The 25,788-nt window shown below is 60.5% G+C and carries 24 protein-coding genes and 1 tRNA gene; 12 read left to right on the top strand and 13 right to left on the bottom strand.

Going from position 1 to position 25,788, the window contains the following annotated elements; translation table 11 throughout:
* Positions 1-66 precede the first annotated feature (66 nt).
* The 7 genes from cpaB to GOB90_RS02055 form a co-directional block, all read right to left on the bottom strand.
* A complete protein-coding gene (gene cpaB, locus GOB90_RS02085) occupies positions 67-840 on the bottom strand; it encodes a Flp pilus assembly protein CpaB (protein WP_146886773.1) in 774 nt (257 codons plus the stop codon).
* Between the two features lie 85 nt (positions 841-925).
* Complete coding sequence (locus GOB90_RS02080) at positions 926-1,420, bottom strand: prepilin peptidase (RefSeq protein WP_146886775.1); 495 nt, start codon at positions 1,418-1,420, stop codon at positions 926-928.
* A 33-nt stretch (positions 1,421-1,453) separates the two neighbouring features.
* Positions 1,454-1,639, bottom strand: a complete 186-nt coding sequence (locus GOB90_RS02075; RefSeq protein WP_242011734.1) for a Flp family type IVb pilin — start codon at positions 1,637-1,639, stop codon at positions 1,454-1,456.
* A gap of 266 nt (positions 1,640-1,905) precedes the next feature.
* Positions 1,906-2,760 carry a copper resistance protein B gene (locus GOB90_RS02070; RefSeq protein WP_261765934.1) on the bottom strand — a complete coding sequence of 285 codons (855 nt, stop codon included), beginning with the start codon at positions 2,758-2,760 and terminating at the stop codon, positions 1,906-1,908.
* On the bottom strand, positions 2,757-4,472 hold the full coding sequence (locus GOB90_RS02065; RefSeq protein ID WP_146886779.1) for a copper resistance system multicopper oxidase: 1,716 nt from the start codon (positions 4,470-4,472) through the stop codon (positions 2,757-2,759). The genes GOB90_RS02070 and GOB90_RS02065 overlap by 4 nt, the downstream gene beginning before the upstream one ends.
* 92 nt (positions 4,473-4,564) lie before the next feature.
* A complete protein-coding gene (locus GOB90_RS02060) occupies positions 4,565-4,957 on the bottom strand; it encodes a hypothetical protein (protein WP_206752462.1) in 393 nt (130 codons plus the stop codon).
* A gap of 235 nt (positions 4,958-5,192) precedes the next feature.
* Positions 5,193-6,362, bottom strand: a complete 1,170-nt coding sequence (locus tag GOB90_RS02055; RefSeq protein ID WP_146886784.1) for an L-dopachrome tautomerase-related protein — start codon at positions 6,360-6,362, stop codon at positions 5,193-5,195.
* Between the two features lie 630 nt (positions 6,363-6,992).
* On the opposite strand from GOB90_RS02055, the gene GOB90_RS02050 reads away from it, so the two are divergent.
* The 3 genes from GOB90_RS02050 to GOB90_RS02040 all read left to right on the top strand — a co-directional run bounded on the left by GOB90_RS02050 (position 6,993) and on the right by GOB90_RS02040 (position 9,565).
* On the top strand, positions 6,993-7,694 hold the full coding sequence (locus GOB90_RS02050; protein WP_146886786.1) for a class I SAM-dependent methyltransferase: 702 nt from the start codon (positions 6,993-6,995) through the stop codon (positions 7,692-7,694).
* A gap of 173 nt (positions 7,695-7,867) precedes the next feature.
* Entirely contained in the window at positions 7,868-8,665 is a 798-nt protein-coding gene (locus tag GOB90_RS02045) for a WecB/TagA/CpsF family glycosyltransferase (RefSeq protein WP_146886788.1), read from the top strand.
* A 321-nt stretch (positions 8,666-8,986) separates the two neighbouring features.
* On the top strand, positions 8,987-9,565 hold the full coding sequence (locus tag GOB90_RS02040) for an acyltransferase (RefSeq protein WP_146886790.1): 579 nt from the start codon (positions 8,987-8,989) through the stop codon (positions 9,563-9,565).
* Between the two features lie 192 nt (positions 9,566-9,757).
* Here GOB90_RS02040 and GOB90_RS02035 read toward each other — a convergent pair whose 3' ends face one another.
* From GOB90_RS02035 to GOB90_RS02020, 4 genes are all read right to left on the bottom strand, one after another.
* Complete coding sequence (locus tag GOB90_RS02035; RefSeq protein WP_146886792.1) at positions 9,758-10,714, bottom strand: efflux RND transporter periplasmic adaptor subunit; 957 nt, start codon at positions 10,712-10,714, stop codon at positions 9,758-9,760.
* 112 nt (positions 10,715-10,826) lie between these two features.
* A complete protein-coding gene (locus GOB90_RS02030) occupies positions 10,827-11,027 on the bottom strand; it encodes a DUF1656 domain-containing protein (RefSeq protein ID WP_146886910.1) in 201 nt (66 codons plus the stop codon).
* Entirely contained in the window at positions 11,027-13,024 is a 1,998-nt protein-coding gene (locus tag GOB90_RS02025) for an FUSC family protein (protein ID WP_146886911.1), read from the bottom strand. Before GOB90_RS02025 ends, GOB90_RS02030 begins: the two co-directional genes overlap by 1 nt.
* 276 nt (positions 13,025-13,300) lie before the next feature.
* Positions 13,301-14,467 (bottom strand): GNAT family N-acetyltransferase, encoded by a 1,167-nt coding sequence (locus GOB90_RS02020; RefSeq protein WP_146886794.1) that lies wholly within the window; start codon positions 14,465-14,467, stop codon positions 13,301-13,303.
* Between the two features lie 81 nt (positions 14,468-14,548).
* On the opposite strand from GOB90_RS02020, the gene GOB90_RS02015 reads away from it, so the two are divergent.
* Together GOB90_RS02015 and GOB90_RS02010 are read left to right on the top strand one after the other, a co-directional pair.
* A complete protein-coding gene (locus GOB90_RS02015; RefSeq protein WP_242011733.1) occupies positions 14,549-15,433 on the top strand; it encodes an SDR family NAD(P)-dependent oxidoreductase in 885 nt (294 codons plus the stop codon).
* Positions 15,434-15,492: 59 nt separating this feature from the next.
* The gene (locus GOB90_RS02010) at positions 15,493-16,533 is read left to right on the top strand and encodes a glucokinase (RefSeq protein ID WP_146886796.1); all 1,041 of its coding nucleotides are present in this window, start codon (positions 15,493-15,495) and stop codon (positions 16,531-16,533) included.
* A gap of 671 nt (positions 16,534-17,204) precedes the next feature.
* Here the strand turns inward: GOB90_RS02010 and GOB90_RS02005 are convergent.
* Positions 17,205-17,278, bottom strand: a tRNA-Cys gene (locus tag GOB90_RS02005).
* Positions 17,279-17,504: 226 nt separating this feature from the next.
* Here GOB90_RS02005 and GOB90_RS02000 point away from each other — a divergent pair.
* The 4 genes from GOB90_RS02000 to GOB90_RS01985 all read left to right on the top strand — a co-directional run bounded on the left by GOB90_RS02000 (position 17,505) and on the right by GOB90_RS01985 (position 23,741).
* A complete protein-coding gene (locus GOB90_RS02000; protein ID WP_146886798.1) occupies positions 17,505-18,212 on the top strand; it encodes a protein-L-isoaspartate O-methyltransferase family protein in 708 nt (235 codons plus the stop codon).
* A gap of 167 nt (positions 18,213-18,379) precedes the next feature.
* Positions 18,380-19,819, top strand: a complete 1,440-nt coding sequence (locus tag GOB90_RS01995) for a TolC family outer membrane protein (RefSeq protein WP_146886800.1) — start codon at positions 18,380-18,382, stop codon at positions 19,817-19,819.
* A gap of 30 nt (positions 19,820-19,849) precedes the next feature.
* Positions 19,850-20,890, top strand: a complete 1,041-nt coding sequence (locus GOB90_RS19080) for a DUF2497 domain-containing protein (protein WP_242011732.1) — start codon at positions 19,850-19,852, stop codon at positions 20,888-20,890.
* A 157-nt stretch (positions 20,891-21,047) separates the two neighbouring features.
* On the top strand, positions 21,048-23,741 hold the full coding sequence (locus GOB90_RS01985; RefSeq protein WP_146886802.1) for a valine--tRNA ligase: 2,694 nt from the start codon (positions 21,048-21,050) through the stop codon (positions 23,739-23,741).
* Between the two features lie 366 nt (positions 23,742-24,107).
* Here the strand turns inward: GOB90_RS01985 and GOB90_RS01980 are convergent, their stop codons facing one another.
* Positions 24,108-24,350 (bottom strand): hypothetical protein, encoded by a 243-nt coding sequence (locus GOB90_RS01980; RefSeq protein ID WP_146886804.1) that lies wholly within the window; start codon positions 24,348-24,350, stop codon positions 24,108-24,110.
* Positions 24,351-24,407: 57 nt separating this feature from the next.
* Here GOB90_RS01980 and GOB90_RS01975 point away from each other — a divergent pair, with 57 nt between their 5' ends.
* From GOB90_RS01975 to GOB90_RS01965, 3 genes are all read left to right on the top strand, one after another.
* A complete protein-coding gene (locus tag GOB90_RS01975; RefSeq protein WP_146886806.1) occupies positions 24,408-24,599 on the top strand; it encodes a sigma factor-like helix-turn-helix DNA-binding protein in 192 nt (63 codons plus the stop codon).
* A gap of 105 nt (positions 24,600-24,704) precedes the next feature.
* A complete protein-coding gene (locus tag GOB90_RS01970) occupies positions 24,705-25,043 on the top strand; it encodes a FecR/PupR family sigma factor regulator (protein ID WP_173571884.1) in 339 nt (112 codons plus the stop codon).
* An 8-nt stretch (positions 25,044-25,051) separates the two neighbouring features.
* A complete protein-coding gene (locus GOB90_RS01965; RefSeq protein WP_146886811.1) occupies positions 25,052-25,714 on the top strand; it encodes a FecR family protein in 663 nt (220 codons plus the stop codon).
* Positions 25,715-25,788: the final 74 nt, after the last annotated feature.

Here is a 25,788-nt window from a genome sequence, read left to right as displayed (position 1 = left end):
AGCACAAAAGAAATTACTATGCGGTATACACTATGTTTCAAAAATGATTTGAGATTACCGCTCCGGTTAATGAGCATGCGGCGCTTCCTGAAGTCCGTTAAACACCTGCATCGTTTCTCTTCCCGGAGGCTTACTGACGTCCGCAGCTGGTTCAGTTGAAGGACTTCCATCAAAAATATCTTCATTCCAGGTAATATCAGACACAGATGGTTTTTCGTCGGGATGAATCAACGAACGCAATGCAAGAACAATACGGCCAATCTTTTGCGCAAGTGCTAATTTTCTTGCATTATCTGAAGAAAGTTCGAGGACAGCGTTACGTGCAGTCTGGTTGGAAAGAGCCGGATTTTTTCCGCGAATAACATTCTGGTCAGTTGCAACAACACGCACATTCTGAAGAATGGTCTGAGAGGCCGCGTTATGTCCGGCGGATGTCGTACTCCCGACACTTGCCGGAATAAGTATCACATCGACATAATCACCTGGCCATATGAGGCCGTCGGCAGCGCTGGCCGGATCAACAGAAAGCGAAACACCCCTCATCCCTGGCGAAAGAAGAGCCGCAAGAAACCCTCCCTCGCCAGGACGCACAACATCGTCCGCCCTGATCTGCGCACCCTTTGGAAGACCGACACGAAGCAGCGTCCCCGCGAGATCCCTGCGCTGCTCGCTAAGCACCGTGCTGACAGATCTGAATGAGACAGGGACCGTCTGATCAGCCAGATCTTCTGCCCGCAGAACTTCTCCGGGGTATAACTGCCGATGTGCAACCAGAATTTTGACCGTAGGTTCAGGCTTTACAGCAGCGACTGATTTCTCAGGCTGAGCGCCCAGATGCATCCACCCCCAGAAGATAAGAATAATCGATAGAAAAGTAAGGAAACAAATGACAATATATGTTATATATTTATGTATTCCCACCACTCTATCCTATAAAATGCGTTATATTTATTATTGTTCCAACAGCAATCGCAACACCGTAAGGAAGCTCCGGCAATCGGGATGCAACAGAATTTAGCTGCTTATCTCTGGAATATTTCACATTGATCTGATTACGCCGACTGAGCCCAAGCGCCATGAAACGAGTAATATAGACGACCGCCAGAATGGCACCGACAAGAGCGATCGTGAAAAACAGACTGAACAAACGACCAGGAGGAACAAGCGGTATCAGACTGATCAGTAATTTTACGTCACCACCGCCAAAAACACGTAATATCCACAGAAGGTAAAAAACCGGTGCCAGAATAAAAAAAACAAAAATGCTCGCGGACAGGCCGCCCCTGTCCCAGGCTGCAAGGAAAGACAGGACGATCACAACGACAGATACCGAATTGCTGATCGTCCTGGTCTTCAGATCGGTCAGAGCCGCAATCAGAAGACTAAAAGACACCGCAGAAAAAATCAGATCCCGCAGCATCTTCCGATTTTATCTTACTGAAACTGAAACAGATTAGCTGCCGCCGCCGGTCGGAGCTTCCGAAACAGACTGCGCAATCGTGCTGAACAGGAGATTAAGCTCTGAACCAAGATAATGCATTGATCCAAAAGCAACGATTGCAATCAGTCCGGCAATCAGAGCATATTCAATTGCCGTCACGCCTTCCCGGTCGTCGAAGAAGGAGCGAATTGTGTGCATAACTGTGCCCATGTGTTTTCATCCTGTCATGTCGTGGGAGAGAAGTCCGCCTCTCCACCGGGGCGCTTGAAGACTGCTCCGAACGCACGGCTTGACGTTACGATTCACTCAAATCGGTTAATTGCGGGTTAACGATGGTCATAATTCCCACCCGCCTTCGTGACTTAATCGTAAAATCCACGATGAATCAGAATAATATCCGGACAGCGCCGGCATCGTCTGGTTCAGACGACAAAAGATGACATCCCCGAATCCGGTCGCAGCCGTCAGAACCAGGCCCGCAGCCCGAACGTAAATGTCACATCATGCACGACAGAATCGCGCGACCGCGCTATCCCGGCCGCCTGACCGAACCGGCCCGTGTAAGTAATGCCTGCATAAGGCGCGAACTTCCGAAACCATTCATACCTGAGTCGTAACCCCGTATCGATGTCGGAAAACCCCCGACCCACATCCCGTGTCCGGTCCGCCGTCGAGTAGAAATTCAGCTCCGCCTGAGGCTGAAGAATAAGGCGATTGGTCAGCAGGATATCGTAAGACCCCTGCAAACGCCCCGCCGCTCCGCGATCGCTGAAATACGCCGTCGCTTCCAGATCGAAGAAATACAGCGCCAGCCCCTGAATCCCGACAGCCCCCCACGGGCGCGTCGGGCCGCTGTCAACATCGAGCCTCACCCCGGTCTGAACACCGAAATACCGCGAGATCGCCCGGTCATAGAGAATCTCATGATCTCCGTCCCCGAACCGGCCATCATGCCCGACGGTCCCCTCGGATTTGATCCGGAGCTTGTCATAGTCGGTGCCGTACCAGCCCTGCCCGTCATACCGGAACTCGCCGCCACGTCCGTCAAACCGCGCCTCGAACTCGTCCAGCAGCGCATGGCCATACAACATATGATCCATGACCGGCTGAATCCCGGCAATATACTTCACCGGCGCAGACCGCTTCCGGGGGCGGACAGGCGACGCTTTCGCCGGCCCGGCAGGCTTTACAGAAACGGCGGACACCGGCTTCTTCGCCCCGCCCATGTCCATGCCTGCCATGTCGCCCATATCATGCGCCAGCCCTGCGGCAGGCACCGCGCCCGCAAGCCCCAGCGCCACAGTCAGAGCCCGTCTCACGACACCACCACCGTGCGGAACATCCCCACTTCCATGTGGTAGAGAAGATGACAGTGGTACGCCCACATCCCCGGCGTATCCGCCGTCACCAGATAACTCAGCCGCTCCCCCGGCTTCACCGTCAGCGTGTGCTTATACGGCCGGAACGCCCCCTGCCCGTTCTCGAGCTCGCTCCAGAATCCATGCAGATGGATCGGGTGCTCCATCATCGTGTCATTGATCAGAATGAACCTGACACGCTCCCCCAGGGCCAGATCGACAGGTTCGGCCTCCGAAAACTTCTTCCCGTCAAACCCCCAGATAAACCGCTCCATGTTGCCGGTCAGATGCAGCGTGATCTCCCGCGACGGCGCACGCGCCTCCTCTCCCGCGCGGACCGCCCGCAGATCGGCATAGGTCAGACACCGGCGCCCGTTTCCCTCCAGCCCGGCTCCCGGTTCCGCCAGCCGGCTCCGCGGCATCATGGCGACACTCTGAACCTCAACGCCTTCCTTTAAGGAGCCGCTACCGGACATCTCCATGCCCGCCATACCGCCATGAGCCGCGGACATCCCCGCATGGCCGCCCGCTGGCGTCCCGCCCATACCCATATCGGTCATCGTCCGCAGCGGACGCGGGTCCATCGGCGGCACCGGCCCCGGCAGCCCTGGTCGCGTCGCCAGCGTCCCCCGCGCATAACCCGTGCGATCCTCGGACTGGACAAACACGGTCCACGGCCCCTCGCCTTCCGGCCGCACGATCACATCGTACGTCTCCGCCGGCGCGATCCGGAACTCATCCACCGGAACCGGCTCAACCTCCTGCCCGTCCGCCGCCACGACCTGCATCGTCAGCCCCGGAATCCGCATGTCGAAAAGCGTCATCGACGCCGCGTTGATCACCCGCAGTCGCACCCGCTCACCCGGCCGGAACAGCCCCGTCCAGCCCGTCTCCGGCGGCTGTCCGTTCATCAGATATGTGTAGATAATGCCGGACACGTCCGAAATATCCGTCGGCGCCATGTTCATCGCGCCCCAGCGAAGCCGGTCCCGTATTGTCGCGCCCACGCCGTTCCGCATCGCATCCCGCGCAAACGTTCCGACCGTTCGCTGCCGGAAATTATAGTAGTCGCTCTGAAACTTCAGATTGGAAACGATCTGCTCCGGGTCCGCATCCGTCCAGTCCGACAGGACCAGAACATAATCCCGCTCCGCCGTCCCGGCCGGTCCCTCCGCCGGATCAATGACAATCGCCCCGTAAAGCCCGGTCTGCTCCTGCATCCCGGAATGGCTGTGATACCAGTATGTCCCGTTCTGCCGGACCGGAAACCGGTAGGTGAACGTCTCCCCGGGCTTAATCCCGGCAAAACTCAGACCCGGCACCCCGTCCATCTCCGCCGGAAGCCGTATCCCGTGCCAGTGCAGCGACGTCGTCTCATCAAGCCGGTTCGTCACCGCGATCTCAACCGTATCGCCTTCCCGCCACCGCAGGGTCGGCGCGGGCATCGATCCGTTGATTCCCGTCGCCATCGCCCTCCTGCCGCCAATGACAACCGGCACAGACTCAACCGACAGCGAAAACCGCGTGGAAGAGCGCTCCGGAACGGCGCTTAACGTCGCCGCGTCAGCCGGACAGAAAGACCGGACAGCGCCCGCGCCGCCAGCCGCAGCCACGCCGGTCATAAAGCGACGACGCGACAGCGCCCTTCGCTCCGAAAAGGAGTACATCACCATAACAGAAAGAATCCGATAAGAGCCGGAACAGAGGCCTCATCCCGTCACTACGGGCGGCCACACCGAATTCCACGCCGCCGGAAAAGCGGGCGTCAGGCTCTCAGCCGGGGAGGCGGCGTATCAGGCGCAACCCGGAACCCCCGAACCTGCGGACGGCTCAGACCGGGCCAGGACATATCAACCGTCCGCCGCGCCACGACAAACACACCCGAGGGCCCGTCCGGCAATGTCGCGGAACAGGCGCTCTGCGTGCAGCAATCGCCCTCATGCGCGTGTCCGGCGTCATGATGACAGCCCTGTTCCGGCATGGCCATGCGATGATGACCCGCCCCGCAGGACATCATCATGGAATGCGCTTCCGGCATCATCATCATCGAAGGTCGCGCCTGCGCGTCGGGTGAAAGCAGAACAGAGAGAACCAGCACCGCCTGCATCAGCAGAGCAGCCAGTCTCTTCCCCATTCCGGTTTCCCGCATCCGTCGCAAACCGCTCTCTCTCCTGATCACGTCGGAAACAACCTATCCACACCGGAAAAACCACGCAACAGAAACGGGACTTTGCCCCCGACCCCGATCTCTCCGGGTAAAACGAGATGCGGGAGGCCGCGCCTCCTGCCGGGGGCCGGGGCAGTGCTCTCCAGTCCGGGCGCTGCCCGGACCCGGCAAAGGTCTCAGACCTTTGCAAACCATTTTGGAGATAAAAGGGACCGCGCCCCGACCTTTACTGCCCCCGCGCCGTCGGCGGGAGCGGCGCAATCCGCACCAGCACATACGGCCGCTCCTGCACATCCCGCCCGTTATGAAACACCGGCAGCCGCGACCACTGCCCCACCGTCAGCAACAGCGAATCCCCGTCAAACGTCAGGCTGTCCGGCGCGATCAGACGCGGGTCCTGCGCCACAACCGACAACGCCCCGTCCGGTGTCCGGCGCACCACCGCATGACGCTCAATATCCGTCAGATACAGACTGCCATCCGGCGCCGTCGCCATCCCGTCCATGATGCCAACCTCACCTTCGTCCTTCACAGCCGCTTCAATCGTGGCCTCGGACGCAGCGCCATCCGACAGGACCGCCGTCGGCGCACTGTAAAGACGTCGCGATGACAGCGGCGACCAGTAAAGCCGCGACGAGTCCGCGCTCAGCGTCACACCGTCCACGCCCCCCTGCGCCACCGTGGGATGCGCCTCATCATAGCGCCCCAGACGGCCGTCCGCCTCCATCACCAGCCCTGGCACCGGACTTACCGAAACCGTCTCCGCCAGAATCCGCCGCGCCCGCCCGCTGGCCAGATCCACCACAACCAGAGCCGGATGCGTCGTCTGAGACGTGTCGCTGATATACGCCGTCCCCGCCTCGCCATGCGTCAGATCAACCCGCACATCGTTGACATGACTGTCCGGCAGTAACGCCGGCGCCCCCGGCGCATACCGCCGGACAATCCGGTTCGTCTTCGGGTCAATATGCAGCAATGCCGGCTTCTGCTTCGCCTTGCTCCCCGCGCGCGCGCCCTCGTCCAGCAACCAGAGCTGCCCGTTCCCGTCCACCGTCATGCCCAGCGGCGAAATCATCTTCCCCTGCGCCCCGGCCGACGGAAACGGCACCAGCGCCGAACCCGTCCACACCGCCAGAACCGGCCCGCCATGACGCTGCGCGCTTTCCGGCAGGGACAGCACAATCCGCCCGTCCGGCAACCGCGCAATCCCCGACGCCTGAACCTCCGGAAAACGCGCGACAACCGTCACATTTCCCGTCGGCGCCCAGCCATGGTCCACACTGTCATCCGCCCGCGCCGCTCCGGTCACCGCCAGCAATGCACCGGCCGTCACCGCACAGAGCCGGAAACGTCCCCCGGCAAAACGATACCCCGGGGCCAAAGAAGACTGTTTCATTATCCGGCTTTCCTGCTCTGATGACACAACAGCACCAGTCCTGAGAGAACGCGCCATCGTTCTGAAATGTTGCGGCAATTTCAATACTGCCCTCTGCCTTTCATTAATCAGGCACCGCTGTCATTTGCAAATACGACTGCTTATGCCGGTATGACCCCGCTCATTTCTGTATTTTGAAAACAGCCTGTCCCGTCGCCTTTTCATACACACGGCTTCACGCGGGGGCGCCAGCAAATCAAAGCTGAATATCCACCACCGAACAGCCTCACAGGGCGCCATGAGCTCGCGCGTGAGCAACCTCTCCTGACAAAACGACAACTCAGCGGAAATCGCCGGCACAATCACAGCGCGCGAACGATAATCTTCCCGGGATAGCGCCGGCTTTTGCCGCTCTCCGGCCTGGCCGCTCCTGCCGCCCTGTCGCGCTCCGGATAACGTGACAGGTCTCCCCCGCAGGATCTCCGGGACAGGTAAACAGGTATTACGAAAGCGTAATGCGCGTCCATAATTCTGGAACAGACCCCAGCTTCCGATACCACATAATATTTACTCGACAGAGATCTTTTTTTGTAGTTAGCATTCCAGACTGTAACTTAGCGCCGTTCGGCGCTTAAACGCATTGAAACACGCATGTCATTTACATCCGTTTTTTCTCCCAACACTGCTCCGGGAGATACACCTTTACCATTAAACCGGTTTCGCATCGCCCGGTTTGAACGCGTCATTTCACTAATAGATGATATTATAAGTAAAAAAAACAATTGCCGCATTGTAGATCTTGGAGGCACCCCGGGATACTGGAATAATTTTGAACCATTTCTGACCGGGAAATCGATAGAGATAACCGTCGTCAACTTAAAATCGTTCACATTCTGCCCGTCACGCGTGTCCTGTATACAGCACGATGCAACGGATCTCAGTATTTTCTCTGATGATGCATTTGATTTAGTACATTCAAACAGCACGATTGAACATATCGGCCCGTGGAGAAGAATGGAGGCGCTCGCGCAGGAAGCACGTCGTCTCGCGCCGGCCTATTACATTCAGACTCCAAATTTCTGGTTCCCGTACGAATTCCACACAAAAATGATCGGCTTTCACTGGCTGCCCGGAGCATGGCGCGCCGGATTACTGATGAAACGCGCGCGTGGATATTATCCACGCGCCAGTAATATAGGAGAGGCCATGCTTATGGTCGAGGACGCACGCTGCCTCACTTACGCTGAAATGCACTGGCTTTTTCCGGATGCAGCCTTAACTGGCGAGCGTTTCTGTGGACTGAACAAAAGCTGGCTTGCCATCCGGTCATCACGTGCAAAATCACTGCAATAGATTTTCCGGGCCAGCCAGATGGTTACGTCAAACAGACAGATGACGGACTTTTCCCGGACTGGTTCTGTCTGCCTGGAAAACAGGTCATGACCTGCTCCGGATTCCTGTCTTTAGCCGGAGCATAAACTGATGTTCAGAAGACGCCTTGCAGCTTCAGGAGACGAAACGCCATTATGACAGGCTCGGTTATAACTGAGTCGGACAGTCATCGCCTGCACGAACAACTCGGCGTGCGGTTCGGTCACGAAACTCTTGCCGATGTTATTGCAGGCGCGTTCAGAAATATTCATGCCCCCGTCTTCTATATAACCTGCAATCTCAATCACCTGCGCGTTCTCCAGTCCGATATGGAATTCCGCGAGGCCTATCGCAAGGCGACACTGATCACACTCGACAGTCGTCCGGTTCAGGTCATTTCCCGTGTGTGTTTCGGTGAAGACGTGCCACTGATCACCGGCGCCGATCTGTTCGACGCTCTGTTCAGACAGATGCGCTCCTCCAGGGATCGGCCCTTTTTTATTTGCAGTTCAGACGATACAGGCAACAGGTTGCGCCAGAACCTGCTCGGTCGGGGTTTCGCTCCCGATTCAGTCGCATTCTACAGCCCGCCCTTCAACTTCGAGCACGACGCAGACTGCAACGAGATGATTCTCGCGCAAATCCGGAAACATAATACCACACATCTTTTTCTGGGCGTGGGCGCTCCGAAGTCTGAGAACTGGGTGGCGCAGCATCTCAGTGATCTTCCGGCGGCCCACATCTTCTGCGTCGGCATGGCCCTGGACTTTACCGCGGGTCTGAAGAAACGCGCTCCGTCATGGCTTCGGTCTTCAGGTCTGGAGTGGCTCCACCGTCTGAGTTCAGAGCCAGGCAGACTAGCACCGCGTTATGCCGGAGATGCCGTGATTTTCGCCAGAATACTCATCGGACAGAAACTGGTTCAGGTCTTTTTGCCCGCATGGAAAAAATGAGGCCGACCAGTAACAAAGTGCTCTTTATAACGCTGGAGTCAACCGGCGGGCCGGGAATATGGAGGTGCGGACGACAGCACAATGTCTGAAATCGTCAACAGGCAACACAGACGGAGAAAACAGTCAGCCGGACGACGTAAATCTGCGTGGCGACGGACCAGACGACTATGAAATCTGTCCGGACTAATCTTCATCATACTGGGAAAAGAAGTTTGTTATTTCAATATTACAACACATAACCGGATATTTTTCGGAAAGCCGTTTTTCATAGCAATATGATCAGTCTGAAAAATTCAGAATATTTTATCCGGAGGTCAAACGGTGTTCAAAGTTCTCTACAAACTCTCGAAAAATCCGCTGATCGGATCGACAATAAATATTGCGGGATACGGATATCTCGCATTGTGGAACAGATTTTTTACTTATTTTCCTTCCTATGCAGCGCGACGACTCGTCATCAGGTATCTTTATGGAATGCATATCGGGCGCTCAAATATCCACAGTGGCGTGCGTATACTTTCACCATGGAACATCACAATAGGCGATAATGTTAATATCCAGCTGGATTGCTTTCTTGATGGCAGAGGAGGAATCCATATTGGAAACAATGTTGATATGACGACAGGTGTCAAAATATTTACTCAGCAGCATGATATTCAGTCACCTGATTACGAAACCGTAACACGCGGCGTTTCGATTGGAGACAATGCCGTTATCGGTTCCTATGCGATAATATTGCCGGGTGCCAGTATTGGTGAAGGCGCCGTGCTGGCCGCAGGCAGCGTGGCGACCAGACCTGTCCCGGAGTACGAGATGCATGCAGGAAACCCTGCCCTGTTTAAACGCCAGCGAGCACGAAAAATTGACTACAGATTAAACTACAGGCGACCGTTCCACTAAAACGTTCCATCCCCAACGGCTGGAACACCCCGTGAACGAAGCAAACATTATACACGGCAACCGCACAGAACGTTTCGATTCCGTTACTTTATTCTGCCTCCGGCTTTCTCCGATCAGTTGCATTCACGTTTGCGGAGACTCACGGTCCTGGAGATCGGGTTGTTATCCCGGAACTCTGTTTCTCAATCCGCCCTACCGGCGCGTCCCCGCCCCGACCCCGAACGCTGTGTCATGCAGCCGGTCGAACGCATCGTGCAGCGTGTCATGCGCCCGGTGCCCCTTGCTGCCCACAACCGTCACCGTCGCCGTCATGCCTGCCACCACCGTCACACTTGCCGGAATCCGGTCGATCTGAACCCGAACCGGAATACGCTGTGCCAGACGCACCCATGTATAAACCGGATCCACCACCGGCAACCCCTGAACACCCGTGCTTGCATTGGACGTCGCGATACCACGGGTAATACTGACCACATGCCCTTCCAGCGGCTCACGATATCCCATCAGATCCACCCGGACCCGGTCTCCGAGATTGATCGACCCGATCTTGGTCTCCTCGAAATACCCGTCCACCCAGTAAGAACTCTGGTCAATCACCGTGATGTTCGACTGAGCCGCCGTCGCAAAATCTCCAACCCGCATCGTCAGATTGTTCACGCTGCCCGTCACCGTGCTGCGCACATGCGTGCGGTCCAGATTGATCTTCGCCTGAGACAGCTGCGCCAGCGCCTGTGCATACTCCGCCCGGGAAACCTCGGCCGTCGCTTCGTAAACCTGCTTCTCCTCGCGCGACGCCGCCGCATCCGTCAGCCTGTCCCGGCGCTCATGCTGCGCCGCCTTCAGAACCATGTCCGCCCGACGCTGATCGGCAACCGCCGTCGCCGTCGCTACCGCGACTTTGAAATCAAACGGGTCAATATCGTAAAGAATATCCCCTGTCCGCACGACCTGGTTATCATGCACATGCAGGGCGATGATCTGCCCGGACACACGCGGCGCAATGTTGGCTGTCTGAACACGCACCTGCCCGTTCCGCGTCCACGGCGCGGACGTGTAGTAATCCCACAGAACAAATGCCGTAATCGCGGCAATGATCAGAATAATCCCGGTCGTGGTGAACTGAAGAATCCGGCGCGCCCGCTCAAACACGTTTCAGACCTCTCAAACCGCAATCCTCCGTCCCGGATACCCCCGGCGCCCCCATCCGCATCCCGGGTTCCTGTCTCACACTGTCACTCCTTTTCCTGATCACATCCCGTCCTCAGAGCATGATCGTGTAAACGCCGGTGAAAATGATCAGCAGCCCGAATTCCGCGAGCGGCACATTCCACATGAAACGGTCCAGCCGCGTCTTCGTGATGAGAGGCCGGAGCACAATAACAGTCAGAAGCCCGAGCCCCACGTGCACAATGAAGGACGAGACCAGCAGCCCGCCAATGTCGAGAACGGATCTGACCTGCATCACATCGCCCTCCAGCGCATCTTCGGCACCGGGAGAATGTCGTAGAGCAGGATCGCCGAACGATTCCGCTCCAGCAGCCGGATCGCGCCCTCCATTCCCGAAACCGCGCCCAGCACCGTCGCCATCTCACCATGCGGAAGATCGACCGAAAGTGCGAGCAACCGGTTCGCATGGATCGTCATGCGCGTGATCGCGGAATCGACATTGTAAATGGTCGTCGTTCGTAAAGCCGCCTCAGCCTCGGCGCGCACCTGTGCAATCGTCGCCGCCCGTTCGAGATGACGCCGCGCACGGGCCAGCGCACAGTTCAGGTCGTCAAGACTGGCCAGCCGGCGAAACACCCGCTCCCGCGCCCGGCATGGCGGAAGGTAGGTGTTCCACATCAGAATTTTCGTCAGACGGTCATAATGCCGGCTGATCAGCGCCGATCCCGCCTGCTCGCCATGCCCCTCAAACTGCCTGTGCAGATCATGCCCGATCGAAATCGCCACCCGAAACCGCCGCGACCGCGCTGAAGGCGGCAGCAACAGCGTGAGCGCAATGAAAATAATGACCGCCGCGAACAGATACTGCTCATTGCGGCTGATAAAGGCAGACGGATCGAAACTCTGCTGATCTGCCACGCCAAGAATCACAAAGAAAAAAACCCCCGCGTTAAATCCGATCGCCGACGTCTTCGGATTGAGCAGCAGCAGACACCCGCCAAAAATCACCGGCATCACCGCCAGCGCGAAAAAGATCATGTCCGATCCCTTCGTCAGCACGCCGAAATTCAGCACCGCCGCTGTCACAACCGCCAGCGGCATCCCGATCATCGCTCCCAGGCCGAACGCCCGCACATTATAGGTCGTGGCAGCCAGCGTGAGCACGATCGCCGTCTGGGAAAGCGCTGCATAACTCTGCGGAATCCCGGTCAGAATGCACAACCCCGCCGCCATCGAAAACCCGATCAGAAGCCGCAGCCCGCTCAGCAACGCCAGGATCACGTCCTGATGCGAAACAATCCGGAACTCCGGCGCCTGCGTGCCGGCGCGCCCGCCATTGTGAACACAGTCCACCCCGTCCTTCGCCCAGCGCCAGTAGGACAGCAGGGACATCGTGCGCTCAACAAACCAGGCCTCCTCAATCGTCAGCCGCGTCTGCTCACCCGCCGCATCCGGATGCGTCTCCCGCGCCAGCTGTTCCAGATCCTCCACGGCCGCCCGCGTGGACGACGCCGCGCCCCCGTCGCCAAACGCCGCGCGAACCCGTTCGATCACCGCCGGCGCAATCGTGCCCCGCTCCAGCGCCATGGCAATCGCCCGGCTACAGTTCATCATCTCCAGAAGCGCGACCATGGCCGACCGTGCGCCGCTCATCCGCTGCCGCCCGTCAGACATCTCCGTCCGGGCAAACGAAACCTGCGAGGTCAGCGCCATGATCTCACCGGCAATCCCGACCAGCGCCGTCACATCCGGAACCGATCGCCCCGCAACCGCATCCCGCGAAATCCTGCCAACAACTTTCGTGACCGTATCAAGCCCGGAACACAGCTTCGCCCATGCCGTCGGAGAGCCGAACACATCGTTCACGGCCGCTGTCGCCGCAATGCCGATCACAATGGCCGACACCCGGTTGACCGTCACCTCGTAGGCGCTCTCCGGCGTGTCGATGCAGCCGATTGTGATCAGCGCCACCGTGTACCCCGCCAGCATCGCCGCATAAGCGCGAAAATCCCGCTCCAGCGTCCCCATGATGCAGCAGAGTGTGAGCCACAGCGCCACGCCGCCCAGCAGAAGCGCCCGGTCCTGACTGAAGCAGGCTGTCAGCGCCAGGGCCACGAACGCGCCGACAAATGTTCCGGCCAGCCGGTAAAGCGCCTTGGACAGCATCTGGCCGCGCAGCGGCTGCGCCAGAATCATCACAGTTACCGCGGAAGAACCGGGAGAAGTAATCTGCAGCCAGAAAGACGTCGTGAGCGCAACAGCAACAGCCAGCCATGTCCGCACACAGAACATGAACCAGCCGTGAGGAAAGAAATCACTCTTTACATGCGGCAACCAGAACAGGTTTCTGACAGACCATGGTGACTGGCCCGATGTCTTTCCAGCCGCGTCCACCCCACTTCCCAATCCTGTCGACCACAGCACTTAAAGCCTGGTCAGTTCATTGCCTGTCATTCAGGGGATTACAAATGACAAAGCGTGACGGTTCATGCGGGAATGATGACCGGGATATTCTGTCCCCGCTTATCAAAAGGAAGTTATGGCCGTTTCAGAATTATCCTGACCGGGTCACAGATCCCGTGAATACACGCGATGACGCTTGGCCGGCGCCGGCACAATCCGCTCGATCAGCCGGCGCATCGGCAGGTTGGTCTCCAGAACCCACCCCAGCTCAATCAGCGTGTATGGAAGTTCGTTGCCCCGGTTCATCAGTTCACGAATCAGCAGCGCCGGCAACATCGCCCCCAGCGCCGTCCCGGAAATCGCCTTGCTGACACCCAGCAGGATCACCCGCGCCGACCGGAACTCATGCCGCAGCAGCCGCACGCCCAGCTTCGCCCAGCCCAGCGGCGACGGCGCCCCGCCCAGATCGCCCGCCACGTCGAACACGTTCGGGACCACCAGCGCCACACCCGCCGGCTCGCCATTCTGCTCAACCAGCACAAAATGCTCGTCACGAAGAATCGGCCTGATCTCGCGGATCATCGCCGCCATCTCGTCTGCCGTATACGGCACAAACCCCCAGGTGTTGCGCCAGGTGCCGTTATACAGCCCGCGCAAAATCTCTCCGTCCCGGACGACATTGCGCGAATCAAGCCGCCGCACGGACAGCGACCCCAGCCGCCCGTCGCCAACCTGTAACGCACGCGGAACGATGTGGGCCGCCTCGGCATCCGGTCCCATCTCCATGTGATAGGACAGAACATCCATCGCCTTCGTCATCCCCGCCGCCCGGATCACACCGTCCAGCCATGTCGGATGCCAGGGCATCATCACCATCGGCAACGCAGATTGTCCCTCGATCATGATGCCGTATTCGCCGTTGCTGTTGAGCGTCCACGGCCCCAGCATCCGCGTCATCCCACGCGCGCGCAGCCACGCGGCGGCGGCCTCCAGCAAAACCGGCACGGCTTCCGGATCGGTCGTATCCAGCGCGCCGAAAAATCCCGTCCGGGCATCGAGCCCCGTCTCCGGAGACACATCCCGCGTCAGACGATCGATCTGCGCCGAAATCCGTCCGACCGGTCGCCCGTCGCGCGTCGCCACGAAATACTGTGCCTCGCCATGACTGAAAAAACCGGAATGCTTCGGGTCGAGCAGCACACGCTGCTCCATATCCAGCGGCGCCGCATAGCCCGGCAACCCGGAATAAACCCGCCGGGGAAGGCGGATAAATGTCGAAAGCTGGCGGAATCCCTCGACTGGCGTGATGACAATACGCGCTGGCTGGGTCATGAATTCTCCCTGAAAGCGCGCGCAATCCCGCACGCGAACACCTGCTCCGGCAGGCGTGATGTTAATGGCATGGACATACCGTTGAACGAAACCACTGCCAATATGAGGACACGACGCCAGCCCCTGCGAAGGGCCCGACATATCCTCACACGGCTCACAGGCTCAACCCGCAACCGCGATTCAGCACCCGTTCCGCGAAAAATTCTCATCACCGGCGCCTCCGGGGGCATCGGAAAAGCCCTCGCCCTCCGCTACGCCGGACCGGGAAAAACCCTGGTTCTCTGGGGACGGAACGCCACCCGGCTCGAAGACGCCGCCGCTGCATGTCGCCAGCGCGGAGCACGGGTGCATATCCGGGAAACAGACCTCGCCAACGGCCACGCCGCCCTCCGCGCCTACCGCGAGGACGACACCGCCACCCCGTTCGACACCGTCATCCTCTGCGCCGGCCTGTCCGACATGAAACGCATGGCCGATAAAACCGAACGCCCCGAAACCGTCCTCGAACTCGGACTCGTCAACTACGCCACGCCGGCCGCCCTCACAATGGCGGCGGCGGACAGAATGCAGCAGCGCGGCGGGGGCTCCATCGCCCTGATCGGCTCCGCCGGCGCAAACCACGACCTCCCCTTCGCCGCAGGTTACGGCGGCTCGAAAGCCGGCCTCGCCCGATTCGCCAGCTCGGCCCGCATTGCCCTCGCCCCGCTCGGTGTGCGCCTCACCCTCATCGCCCCCGGCTTCGTCGATACCGCCATGAGCCGCCGCATCGTCGGTCCGACCCCGTTCCTCATCACCGCAGACGCCGCCGCCAGCCGCATCATCACCGCACTGAAACGTGATCTGCCGGAAGTCGTCTTTCCATGGCCCTTCCTCGTTCTGCGCCTCATCGACCGCCTCACCCCCCGTCCGCTGCGTGAAGCCGTCATGCGCCGGATTTCCGCCGATCAGCGCCCCAGGGAACACTGACCGTCCGCCACGGGGCTGCCATAAAACCAGCCATAGCTTCACCGGAAGGGGACAGATTCATGCAGAGCGCCCGACAAAATCAGCCCGGGACCACGAAACAGGAAACCACGGAACAGGACATCGTCACCGCCGATATCGGCGGCACAAACGCGCGCTTCGCCATCGCCCGGATCGGTAACGGCAAAGTTCTCTCCCTCGGCGAACCCCACACCCTGCCCGTCGCGGACTACGACTCCCTGGCTGACGCCTGGCATCATTTCGAAAAAATCGCCGGATGCCCCCTGCCGAACCACGCCGCCATGGCCCTCGCCTGCCCCGTCCAGGGCGACGTCCTCACAATGGCCAACAATCCCTGGACCGTTATTCCGGCGGACCTGCCCCGCGAGCTGAACATCAGCCCGCCCCTCCTGCTGAACGATTTCGAAGCCGTCGCCCACGCCGTCGCCGCCGTCGATCACAGCCACCTGCCACTTCTGTGCGGCCCCGACCGCCCGCTGCCCGAAGAGGGCACCATCGTCGCCATCGGCCCCGGAACCGGCCTCGGGACCGCCTCCATCATCCGTCGCGATGGCCGGACACTCGTCAGCGGCTCGGAAGCCGGCCATATGGGGTTTTCCCCCTTCGACGATTTTGAAGACCGCCTGCTGGACCGGCTCCGCAGCGTCCACGGCCGCGTCTCCGCCGAACGCATCATCTCCGGACCCGGCTTCATCCCGCTCTGCACCCAGCTCGCTGAAGACACGGGCGATTCATGGCGTGACCTGAACGATAAACAGCTCTGGACCCTCGCCCTCGAAGGCCACGACAAACTCACGCGGGACGGCATGGCCCGCTTCTGCCTGGCGCTCGGCAGCTTCGCCGGCGACATCGCTCTCGCCCATTGCGCGACCGGCGTCGTCGTCGCCGGGGGCCTCGGCAAGCGTCTGATGGAGGTGCTGCCTGCCTCCGGCTTCGCGAAACGCTTCATCGCAAAAGGCCGGTTCGAGGATATGATGCGCAGAATCCCCGTGAGAATGATCCGCTATCCGGAGCCCGGGCTGTTCGGCGCGGCCTCGGCGCTGGCCCTGCACCTCGCCGCACGGACACCGGAAGCCCCCTGAAGCCACGCTCCCGCGACAATCCCGGTCCGCGTTATCTGCCTGATCCGCTTTCTGTGTTCATGCCGGAGGAAGGTGTTCCCGGAGGCGCGCGCAGGCCGCCGGGCGGAGGCGGTCCGCACCGGCCATTCATCGGCGGTGGAGGAGGGCGTTTCCCGTCCATCGGAGGAGGCGGTGGCCGCCTGCCGGCACGAGGCGGCGGCGGACATTTCTCGTTCTTCTGACTGTATTTACTGTCAGCCTGATGGGCCGCCTGACCCGATGTCTCCGCGCCTGCTTTAACCGGATAACCCGTCAGCAGACACACTGAAGTCAGGACAGCGGCCAGAAAGTATGATTTTTTCATGCCGTCTGCTTAACCCCGAAATGTGAACGGGATCAGACAACACCCAAACGAAACGTAACCACTCATCCGGCCAGGTTCCGGCCGGCATAGACCACGCGCACAGCCGGAAACCCGGTCCGCGCGGAACGCACGCTCCATCAAAACGCCGCGATCACAACAGGCCCCAACCCCAGTCCGGGCGGGAAGATACAGCCTGTCCGCAGACCGGAAGCGCCCCGCGAAGCAGGTTCTGATGCCGCCGGTCTCCGCGAAACCCGACCCGGATATCGGCTAAAATGCGGACAGAAACACAGAAAATATGGAATGACCGCCGGCACGCGCAAAGCGATGGAGGTCCGGGCGGGAATCGAACCCACGTACGCGGATTTGCAGTCCGCTGCATCACCATTCTGCCACCGGACCCCGAACGGGGTTGCGCTATATCCACCAGCAAGGCATCGCTGGTCAAGCCGCCGATCGCACGTTCCTGCCCGGAACAGCGGCTGACGGAAACGGTCAGGGTGAAATTTCCGGCCGGAACAGCAGACGGGCCGCTGCCCGCATTGGATATGACAGAGCAGAGAGGCCCCGGAATATGCTGAAAAGCCCGAATCAACAGCAGACAGCACAGTTCAGCCGGAGTCTGTTCATGCCATCCGAAACTCAGGACGGTTGCGATTATAACGGTCTTCGCCAGAACATGGTCGACGACCAGGTCCGCCCGGTCGAAGTCAACGATCCGCGCATCCTCACCGCCATGCGCACCCTCCCGCGCGAACTGGCCGTGCCTCCCGCCGAACGCGGATTCGCCTACGCCGACCGCACCCTCCCCCTCGGTGACGGGCGCTATCTGGCCCAGCCCATGATCACCGGTCGCCTCGTCCAGTCCGCCAGGATCTCAGCCGGAGAACGTGTCCTCGTCGTCGCGGCCGGAACCGGATACCTCGCCTCCGTCGTCGCCTGTCTGGACGCACAGGTTGTGGCGCTCGAATCCGACAGCGCCCTTATCGCCCAGGGCCACGCCTACACGGAACAGGTCGCGCCCGGCGTCCTCTGGTACCATGGCCCCCTCGCGGACGGCGCGCCGGAAAACGCGCCGTTCGATGTCATCCTCTTCGACGGCGCCATCACCGACATCCCGGCTTTCTGCATCGGCCAGATCGCCACCGGCGGCCGCGTGGCCGGCATGATGAGCAAAGCCGGCGGCACCTGCTCCTCCTTCCTCGCCGAACCAGATCAGGTCATAACAGCCGATGGTTCAGCCGGCGCGTTTGAAGGCTGGGCCATCCGCCTCGGCTTCGACTCCCCGGCCCCGCTGATCCCCGAACTGCTGCCGGCGCCCGCCTTCGCATTCTGAATTTCATCTTCCGCTCACAGCCGCGGATGAAATTTCCCGAAGATGAAATATTTTTCATTACGGCAATCTGCTGTTAAGCTCGCCGGTGGAAAATCATGCCGGGCCATGCCATAAGCCCGGACCATCGCGGCTGACTGGCGCGGATCGGGTGAGCGGAGAAAGTTTTGATGAAATATTCCTGCGGCGTAGGGTTGGGACTTGCAGCCTTGCTGTACAGCTCAACGGCTCTGGCCCAGAAATATGACGGAAGCGGCGAGCCCAGCTTTATCCCGCACACGCTTCAGGAAGCGCTGTCCTCAGCCTATCTGACCAACCCGACCCTGCAGCAGGAACGCGCCACCCTGCGCGCGACGGACGAAAATGTCCCGACCGCGCTCGCCGGCTGGCGCCCGAAAATTCAGGGCACCTTCGCCCCGAGTTACTACAAGGGCTTCAACAATTACCGCGGCAATGATGACGTGCCCGGCTCAGGCTACACCCGCCGCTACAGCACCTTCGGCTACGCTGCCCAGGTCTCGGCCACGCAGCCGATCTACAGCGGCGGCAAGACAACCGCCTCGACCCACCAGGCCGTCAATCAGGTCATGGCGGAGCGCGCCAAGCTGATCTCCACCGAGCAGCAGGTCTTTACCAGCGTGGTCAGCGCCTACATTCAGGTGATCGAGGACGAGCAGCTCCTCCAGCTCAACATCAACAATGAGCACGTACTCGAAGAACAGCTGCACGCGACCAATGAGCGCTTCCATGTCGGTGAAATCACCCGCACGGACGTGGCGCAGGCGCAGTCCGCCTACGCCTCCGCCAGGGCCACCCGCCAGCAGTCGGAAGGCACGCTCCAGACCGCCCAGGCCACCTATATGCAGGTGGTCGGCATGGCACCCCCGCCCAACCTGGTGCCCCCGCAGCCCCTGCTGCTGCCGGTAAAATCGGAAGCCCAGGCCGTCGCCATGGCGGTGAAAAACAATCCGGACGTCATTAACGCCCTGTTCACCGAAGCCGCGCAGAAAGATTCCGTCGGCGTCGCCATGGCCGCCCTGATGCCAACCATCAGCGCCACCGCCACCTATATGAAGTCGGTCAATCAGGAGCTGAACAACCAGATCAACGCAGACAAATACGCCACGCTGAACGTCTCCGTGCCAATCTATCAGGGCGGCTCGGAATATTCGGCCATCCGCCAGGCAAAACAGCAGGCCCTTGCCGCCCGCGGTGCCGTCGATGTCCAGCGCCGGAAAGCCGCCCAGGCTGCCGCCTCGAACTGGCAGCAGCTCGTCGCCTACAAAGCCGCCATCGAGAGCAACCGCGCCGCCATCCAGGCCGGCACCGTCGCTCTTGACGGTGTTGAACGGCAGGCCATCGTCGGCACCAGCACCACGCTGGAAGTCCTGCAGCAGCAGAGCACCCTGCTTCAGGCCCAGGTGGCGCTGGTGCAGAGCCTCAGCAACATGGTGACAGCCTCCTACAACGTCGCATCGGCCATCGGGCGTCTGACAGCCGTTGACCTGCACCTGAACGTACCACTGTACAATGAGCAGGCCTATTATAACGCCGTCAAGGACAGGTTGTGGGGTATCAATGATTACGCGGTCGACCAGCCGGGTCGCTGAGCCTGAAGATGGTGTGAAGAAGGTCACCTGATGACAGAGAATAGTAACACAAAGTCCGAAGACGGTTCGATAGAGACGGTTCTTTCCTCCATCCGTCGCATTCTGCAGGAAGGGAAAGAGAACAAGGCCGCTTCGGAGACCCGGGCCGAAGCTCCGGTCTTTACGCCGCCTCAGGTCGGGGAAGATGAAGACGAAGACAGCGTTCTCGTGCTGGATTCCTCTATGATGGCGGACGGTGACGAAGACGAACCTCATGAAGACGGCAGCCAGCATCGGGCAGAGCCGGAACATGAGGCCCACGCGGCGGAACATCCGGCACCGGAAGAACCCGCTCCGGTCATGACACATGCGGAAGAGCCCGCACACGAGCCGCCCGCACCGGTTGCGGAAACACCCGCGCCGCATCACGAGCCCGAACACGCCCACGTGGAAGAAGTGGCCCACGCGGAACCGGTTGCCGCTCAGCCCGAAGAACCGGCACATGACGCGCCGTCCGCCGCCCCGGAAGAGGCCACGCCGCAACTGGCAGCTCCGGCTCCCGAGCCCGCACCCGCGCCGCCGGAAACACACGCACTCGCGCTCCAGGCTCCGGAAACCGGCGCAGAGGAGCATGCGGGGGCTGTTGAAAATGTCCCGCCTCCGATACAAGAGCTGGCACATTCAACCGGGACACCTGCTAAAAAAGAGCAGCTTTTCCCGCTAACACGACCAGGGGTGACGATGAGCGAAGACAGGGACACGTCGGAAACACAGAACTATCCGGCCGGATACACCGGCGGCGGCGCCACATCGGACAGCGATGCACCAGATCCGGTCCAGATTCCGCTGGACAAGCAGACAATCGGCGCTACGGAACATTCTTTCGGCGCCCTGCAGCAGATGCTGCGCCGTAAACAATCTGTCGAACACAGGGAGAGAAAAGTGGCTATCACGCGTGGTGGAAACCTGACCATCGAAGACATTGTCCGTGACGAAGTGCGCGCATTCCTCAAGGAATGGCTGGATCAGCACCTGTCCGGCATCGTCCAGCAGGCCGTTCAGAAAGAGATCGAGCGCCTCAGCGACCGGTAATCACCGGAGAAGCCACCCTCCCCGGAACAGATGATCCCCCTGATTGCCTGTTCCGGATTGCCGGCTCCTGTGCCAGATAAAGCAATACTGAAAACGCGGCGCTGCGTTCAGCGCCGCCTTTTTATTTTGAACGATCTCTTTCCGGTTAGAACAGGCGATGCTCAGCAAGACGTTTCAGACCACCGAAACCGAACCCCGGCTCTACAGTCTCTGGGAAACAGAAGGCCGCTTTGCCGCCGACCCCCACAGCCCGGGCACGCCCTACACCATCATGATCCCGCCGCCCAACGTCACCGGCACGCTCCATATGGGCCATGCCCTGACCATGACGCTGCAGGATACCCTCATCCGCTGGCGCCGCATGCAGGGCCGCGACACCCTCTGGCAGCCCGGAACCGACCACGCCGGCATTGCCACCCAGCTCGTCGTCGAACGCAAACTCGCCACCGAAGGCACCACCCGCCAGCAGCTCGGACGCTCCACCTTCCTTGAGCGCGTCTGGGAGTGGAAAGCCGAATCCGGCAATGGCATCACCAGGCAGCTCCGCCGCCTCGGCTCCTCGCTCGACTGGTCGCGCGAGCGCTTCACCATGGACGAAGGCCTCTCCCGCGCCGTTCGCGAAGTTTTCGTCACCCTGTTCCGCGAAAAACTGATCTACCGTGACCGCCGCCTGGTCAACTGGGACCCGCATTTTCGCACCGCCATCTCCGACCTCGAAGTCGAGAACAAGGAAGCGCGCGGCCATCTCTGGCACATCCGCTATCCCGTCGCGGACACGCAGGACCAGTTCATCACTGTCGCCACCACGCGCCCGGAAACCATGCTCGGCGACACCGCTGTCGCCGTCCACCCGGATGACGAACGCTACACCGCCCTCATCGGCAAATCCGTCATCCTGCCGCTCACCGGCCGCCGCATCCCTATCGTCGCCGACACCTATTCCGACCCGGAAAAAGGCACCGGCGCCGTCAAAATCACCCCGGCCCACGACTTCAACGATTTCGAAGTCGGCAAACGCCACAACCTGCCGATGATCTCCGTGCTGGATGAAGGCGCTGCCATCACCCTCGCGGAAATCACGGATGATCTGCACAACGTTGAAGCCGTGGCCGATCCCGCCTTCACCCGCACGCTGGAAGGCCGGTCCCGCGAAGACGCCCGTAAAGCCATCGTCGCCGAACTGGACCGCCTCGGCTTTCTTGTCGAAGTCGAAGCCCACACCAATCAGGTGCCGCACGCCGAACGCGGCGGCGCCATCGTCGAGCCCCGCCTGACCACCCAGTGGTACTGCGATGCCGCCACGCTTGCCGGGCCGGCCATCGCAGCGGTGGAAAAAGGCGACGTCGCCTTCGTCCCGAAACAGTGGGAAAACACTTTCTTCGCCTGGATGCGCGACATCCAGCCCTGGTGCATCTCCCGGCAACTCTGGTGGGGACACCAGATCCCCGCCTGGTACGGCCCGGACGGCACCGTCTTCGTCGCCTTCGACGACGCGGAAGCCCAGGCCCAGGCCACCGCACATTATGGCGAGACCACCGAACTCACCCGCGACGAAGACGTCCTCGACACCTGGTTCTCCTCCGCCCTCTGGCCGTTCTCCACCCTCGGCTGGCCCGACAAAACGCCGGAACTGGACCGCTACTATCCCACCGACGTTCTCGTCACCGGCTTCGACATCATCTTCTTCTGGGTTGCCCGCATGATGATGATGGGCCTGCATTTCATGAAAGACGTGCCCTTCCGCACCGTCTTCATCCACGGCCTCGTCCGCGACGAGCGCGGCCAGAAAATGTCGAAGAGCAAAGGCAACGGCATCGACCCGCTCGACCTGCTCGACCAGTACGGCGCTGACGCCTCCCGCTTCACCATCTGCGCCCTCACCGGCGTCGGACGTGACCTGAAATTCGGCCCGAAGCGCGTCGAGGATCACCGTGCCTTCGTCACCAAACTCTGGAACGCCTCCCGCTTCTGCGAAATGAACGAGGTGAAACCTGTCGCGGATTTCGACCCGTCAAAAGCGGAAAACCCGCTCAGCCGCTGGATCATTCACGAAACGGCCACTGCCGTCACCGAAGCCACCGGCGCCCTAGAAGCCTTCCGCTTCGATGAATATGCCGGCGCCTGCTACCGCTTCGTCTGGAATCGCTTCTGCGACTGGTATCTGGAACTCTCCAAGCCGATCTTCTCCGGCGAGGACGCAAAAGCCGCCGCAGAACTCCGCGCCGTCACTGCCTGGGTACTGGATACCATCCTGCGCCTCCTCCAGCCCGTCATGCCCTTCGTGACTGACACGCTCTGGCACGAATTCGGCTTCGGCCCCGAAGGCGGACTCATGACCGCCGCCTGGCCCGAACCTGTCAGCGTCCCCGGCGCCGAAGAGGCCGTCGCGGAAATCGACTGGCTGACACGCTTCATTTCCGAAATCCGCACTGTGCGCGCTGAAATGAACGTCCCCCCGTCCCGCCTCGCCCCCGTCCTCCTGAAAGACGCTGCCCCAACCACCGTCGAGCGTGCGACACGCTGGGCCGAAACCATCGGCCGCATGGCCCGCGTCTCGAACATCGAAGCCCTCACCGGCGACGTTCCGCACGGCTCCGCTCAGACCGTCGTCGATGAAGCCACCCTCGTCCTGCCGCTTGCCGATCTCATCGACCTCAACGCCGAACGCGCCCGTCTCGCCAAAGAACTCGATAAAGCCGAAGCCGAAATCGCGAAAACCGCAAAGAAACTCGGCAACCCAGATTTCATCGCCCGCGGCAAACCGGAAGTCGTCGAGGAAACCCGCGAGCGCCTCACCACCCAGACCGGCGAACGCGACCGCCTGAAAGCCGCTCTCGCACGGCTGGGATAAGCTTACGGCTCCGCACTGAACAACCCGGGATCAAAGGGACTGCGTCCCTTTGCAGGGCGCGGGGCGGAGCCCCGAAAACCCTTGCCAGCCGCACACTTTTTTCGACGTCAGAACTCAGGGCTCTGCTCTCACGAGAGACCGGCGGTCTTTGGAAACCGATCCTCTCCAAAATGACTACCATGCCGCCTCATCACAAAAACGAAGACAGTCCGGGACCCGGCCCCGCTTTCCGAACCCACCTTGAAGTTAATAACGTTTCTCAATAAAAGAACCGGGCGCCCGAACACCCTGTTCACATGCGCGATTCACAGATTGTCCCGTAAGGAAATCGCGCATGGTGAAAGAGTCAGAGCCCGTTCTGGACGTCTACCTGCGCCATCGTCCGAAATTCGTTGATCTGGCAGCATCAATCATCGGATGCCGCACCCGGGCCGAAGACATCGTGCAGGACACGCGTTTCTCAAAGTCACAGCCGCCCGTCAGCAGAACATCACAATCGAACGGCCCCTCGCCTACCTCATGCAGGTCGTCCGCAGACTGGCCATCGACGGTCTCCGCGCCGGAAAAATACGCCGGACCGATGACATCGCCGATATCGCAATCTGACACCTTCTCAGCGATCCGCTCACCCCGGAAGCCTATGCCGGCGACCGGGAAGACCTCGCCCTGATCGAACAGACTCTGGCCGCCCTGCCCGAACGCACGCGCCTCGCCTTCGAAATGAAACGCTTCGGCGGCTATAAACTGCGGGAAATTTCAGCAGAGCTCGATGTTTCCATCGTCCGGGCCGCCCAACTGGTCAACGAAGCCATGGCAGCCTGCCAGGCAGCGCTCGACGAAGCCGCTCCGAGAAACTGAGCAGCCAGAAACAAAAACGATGACCTTGAAAATCATCTCCGTCCGGCGTCTTTACGATCAGACGGCAGCCTCTTCACGGAACAGCCGGAAAAGATGGAGCAGCCCGTGGCACGCGTGACAGACAGGCAGGCGGAGCCGCAGAACAGCCTCGCCGCCGAGGCCAGTCAGTGGGCGATCCTCCTGACCGACGATCCCGACGATAAAACCCTGCGGGAAGAATTTTCCGCATGGCACGCCCGCTCCCCCGCGCACGCAGAGGCCTGGACCGCCACACTCCGGATCTGGAGCCTCACAGGCACCATCGGCCCTGAACTCCTGTCCCTTCCCGCCAGCCACGACAACGCCGTGTCAAGCCCCACATCACGCCAGCCCTCAGGCGGGGAACCGCCATCTTCGTCACCGCCCTGCTCTGCTGCGCCGCCTGGCTGCTCTTCCCCACGCTGAAACTCGCCATGCTGGCCGATTACACCACCGCCACAGGCCAGAACCGCACCGTCACCCTGACCGATGGCAGCAGTGTCACACTGGGCGGAAAATCCGCCATCGCCGTCAGCTACACAGCCAGCCGGCGCGACATCACCCTTCTCGCCGGAGAAGCCTTTTTCCAGGTCCGCCACGACGCAGCCCGCCCCTTCCGCGTCAGCGCCGGAGAACTCCGCGCCCGCGATGTCGGAACCCGTTTCGATATCGTCATGGACCGGTCGGAAATCCGCCTCGACATTCAGGACGGAGAAGTCGGCATGTCCCTCAGCGGCAGAGATGCCCCGCCGGAACGCCTCATGCGCCCCGGTGACGAAGTCCGGGTCGACCGCCAGACCGGAAAAATCACCCGGACTACGATCGCCCCCGACACCATCGGCTCCTGGCGCGGTGGAACCCTCGTCGTCGAAAACGAAACCATCGGTCACGTCATCGACACCCTGAGCCGTTATTATCCCGGCTTCATCGTCAGATATGACAGCATCCTGGCCACCCGCCACGTTGGCGGCCTCTACGATCTGCATGATATCCCCGGCGCGCTCCAGGCCGTCGTGCTGCCCGCAAACGACCATGTTCGTGAAATCGCCGGCCATATCCTGCTCATTACCCAGGCAACAACACTCGCCGGTCCATGACCAGCCAACCCCGGAAACACCCCGTATCCCGGCGTATCTGAAAAAATATTTTCCACACTTCCCTTAAAAACCGG

The sequence above is a fragment of the Acetobacter oeni genome (assembly GCF_011516825.1).
GTDB classification, from domain to species: Bacteria; Pseudomonadota; Alphaproteobacteria; order Acetobacterales; family Acetobacteraceae; genus Acetobacter; species Acetobacter oeni.
The sequence above is the reverse complement of the archived record's forward strand: the minus strand, read 5'-3'. Positions and strand labels throughout refer to the sequence as shown.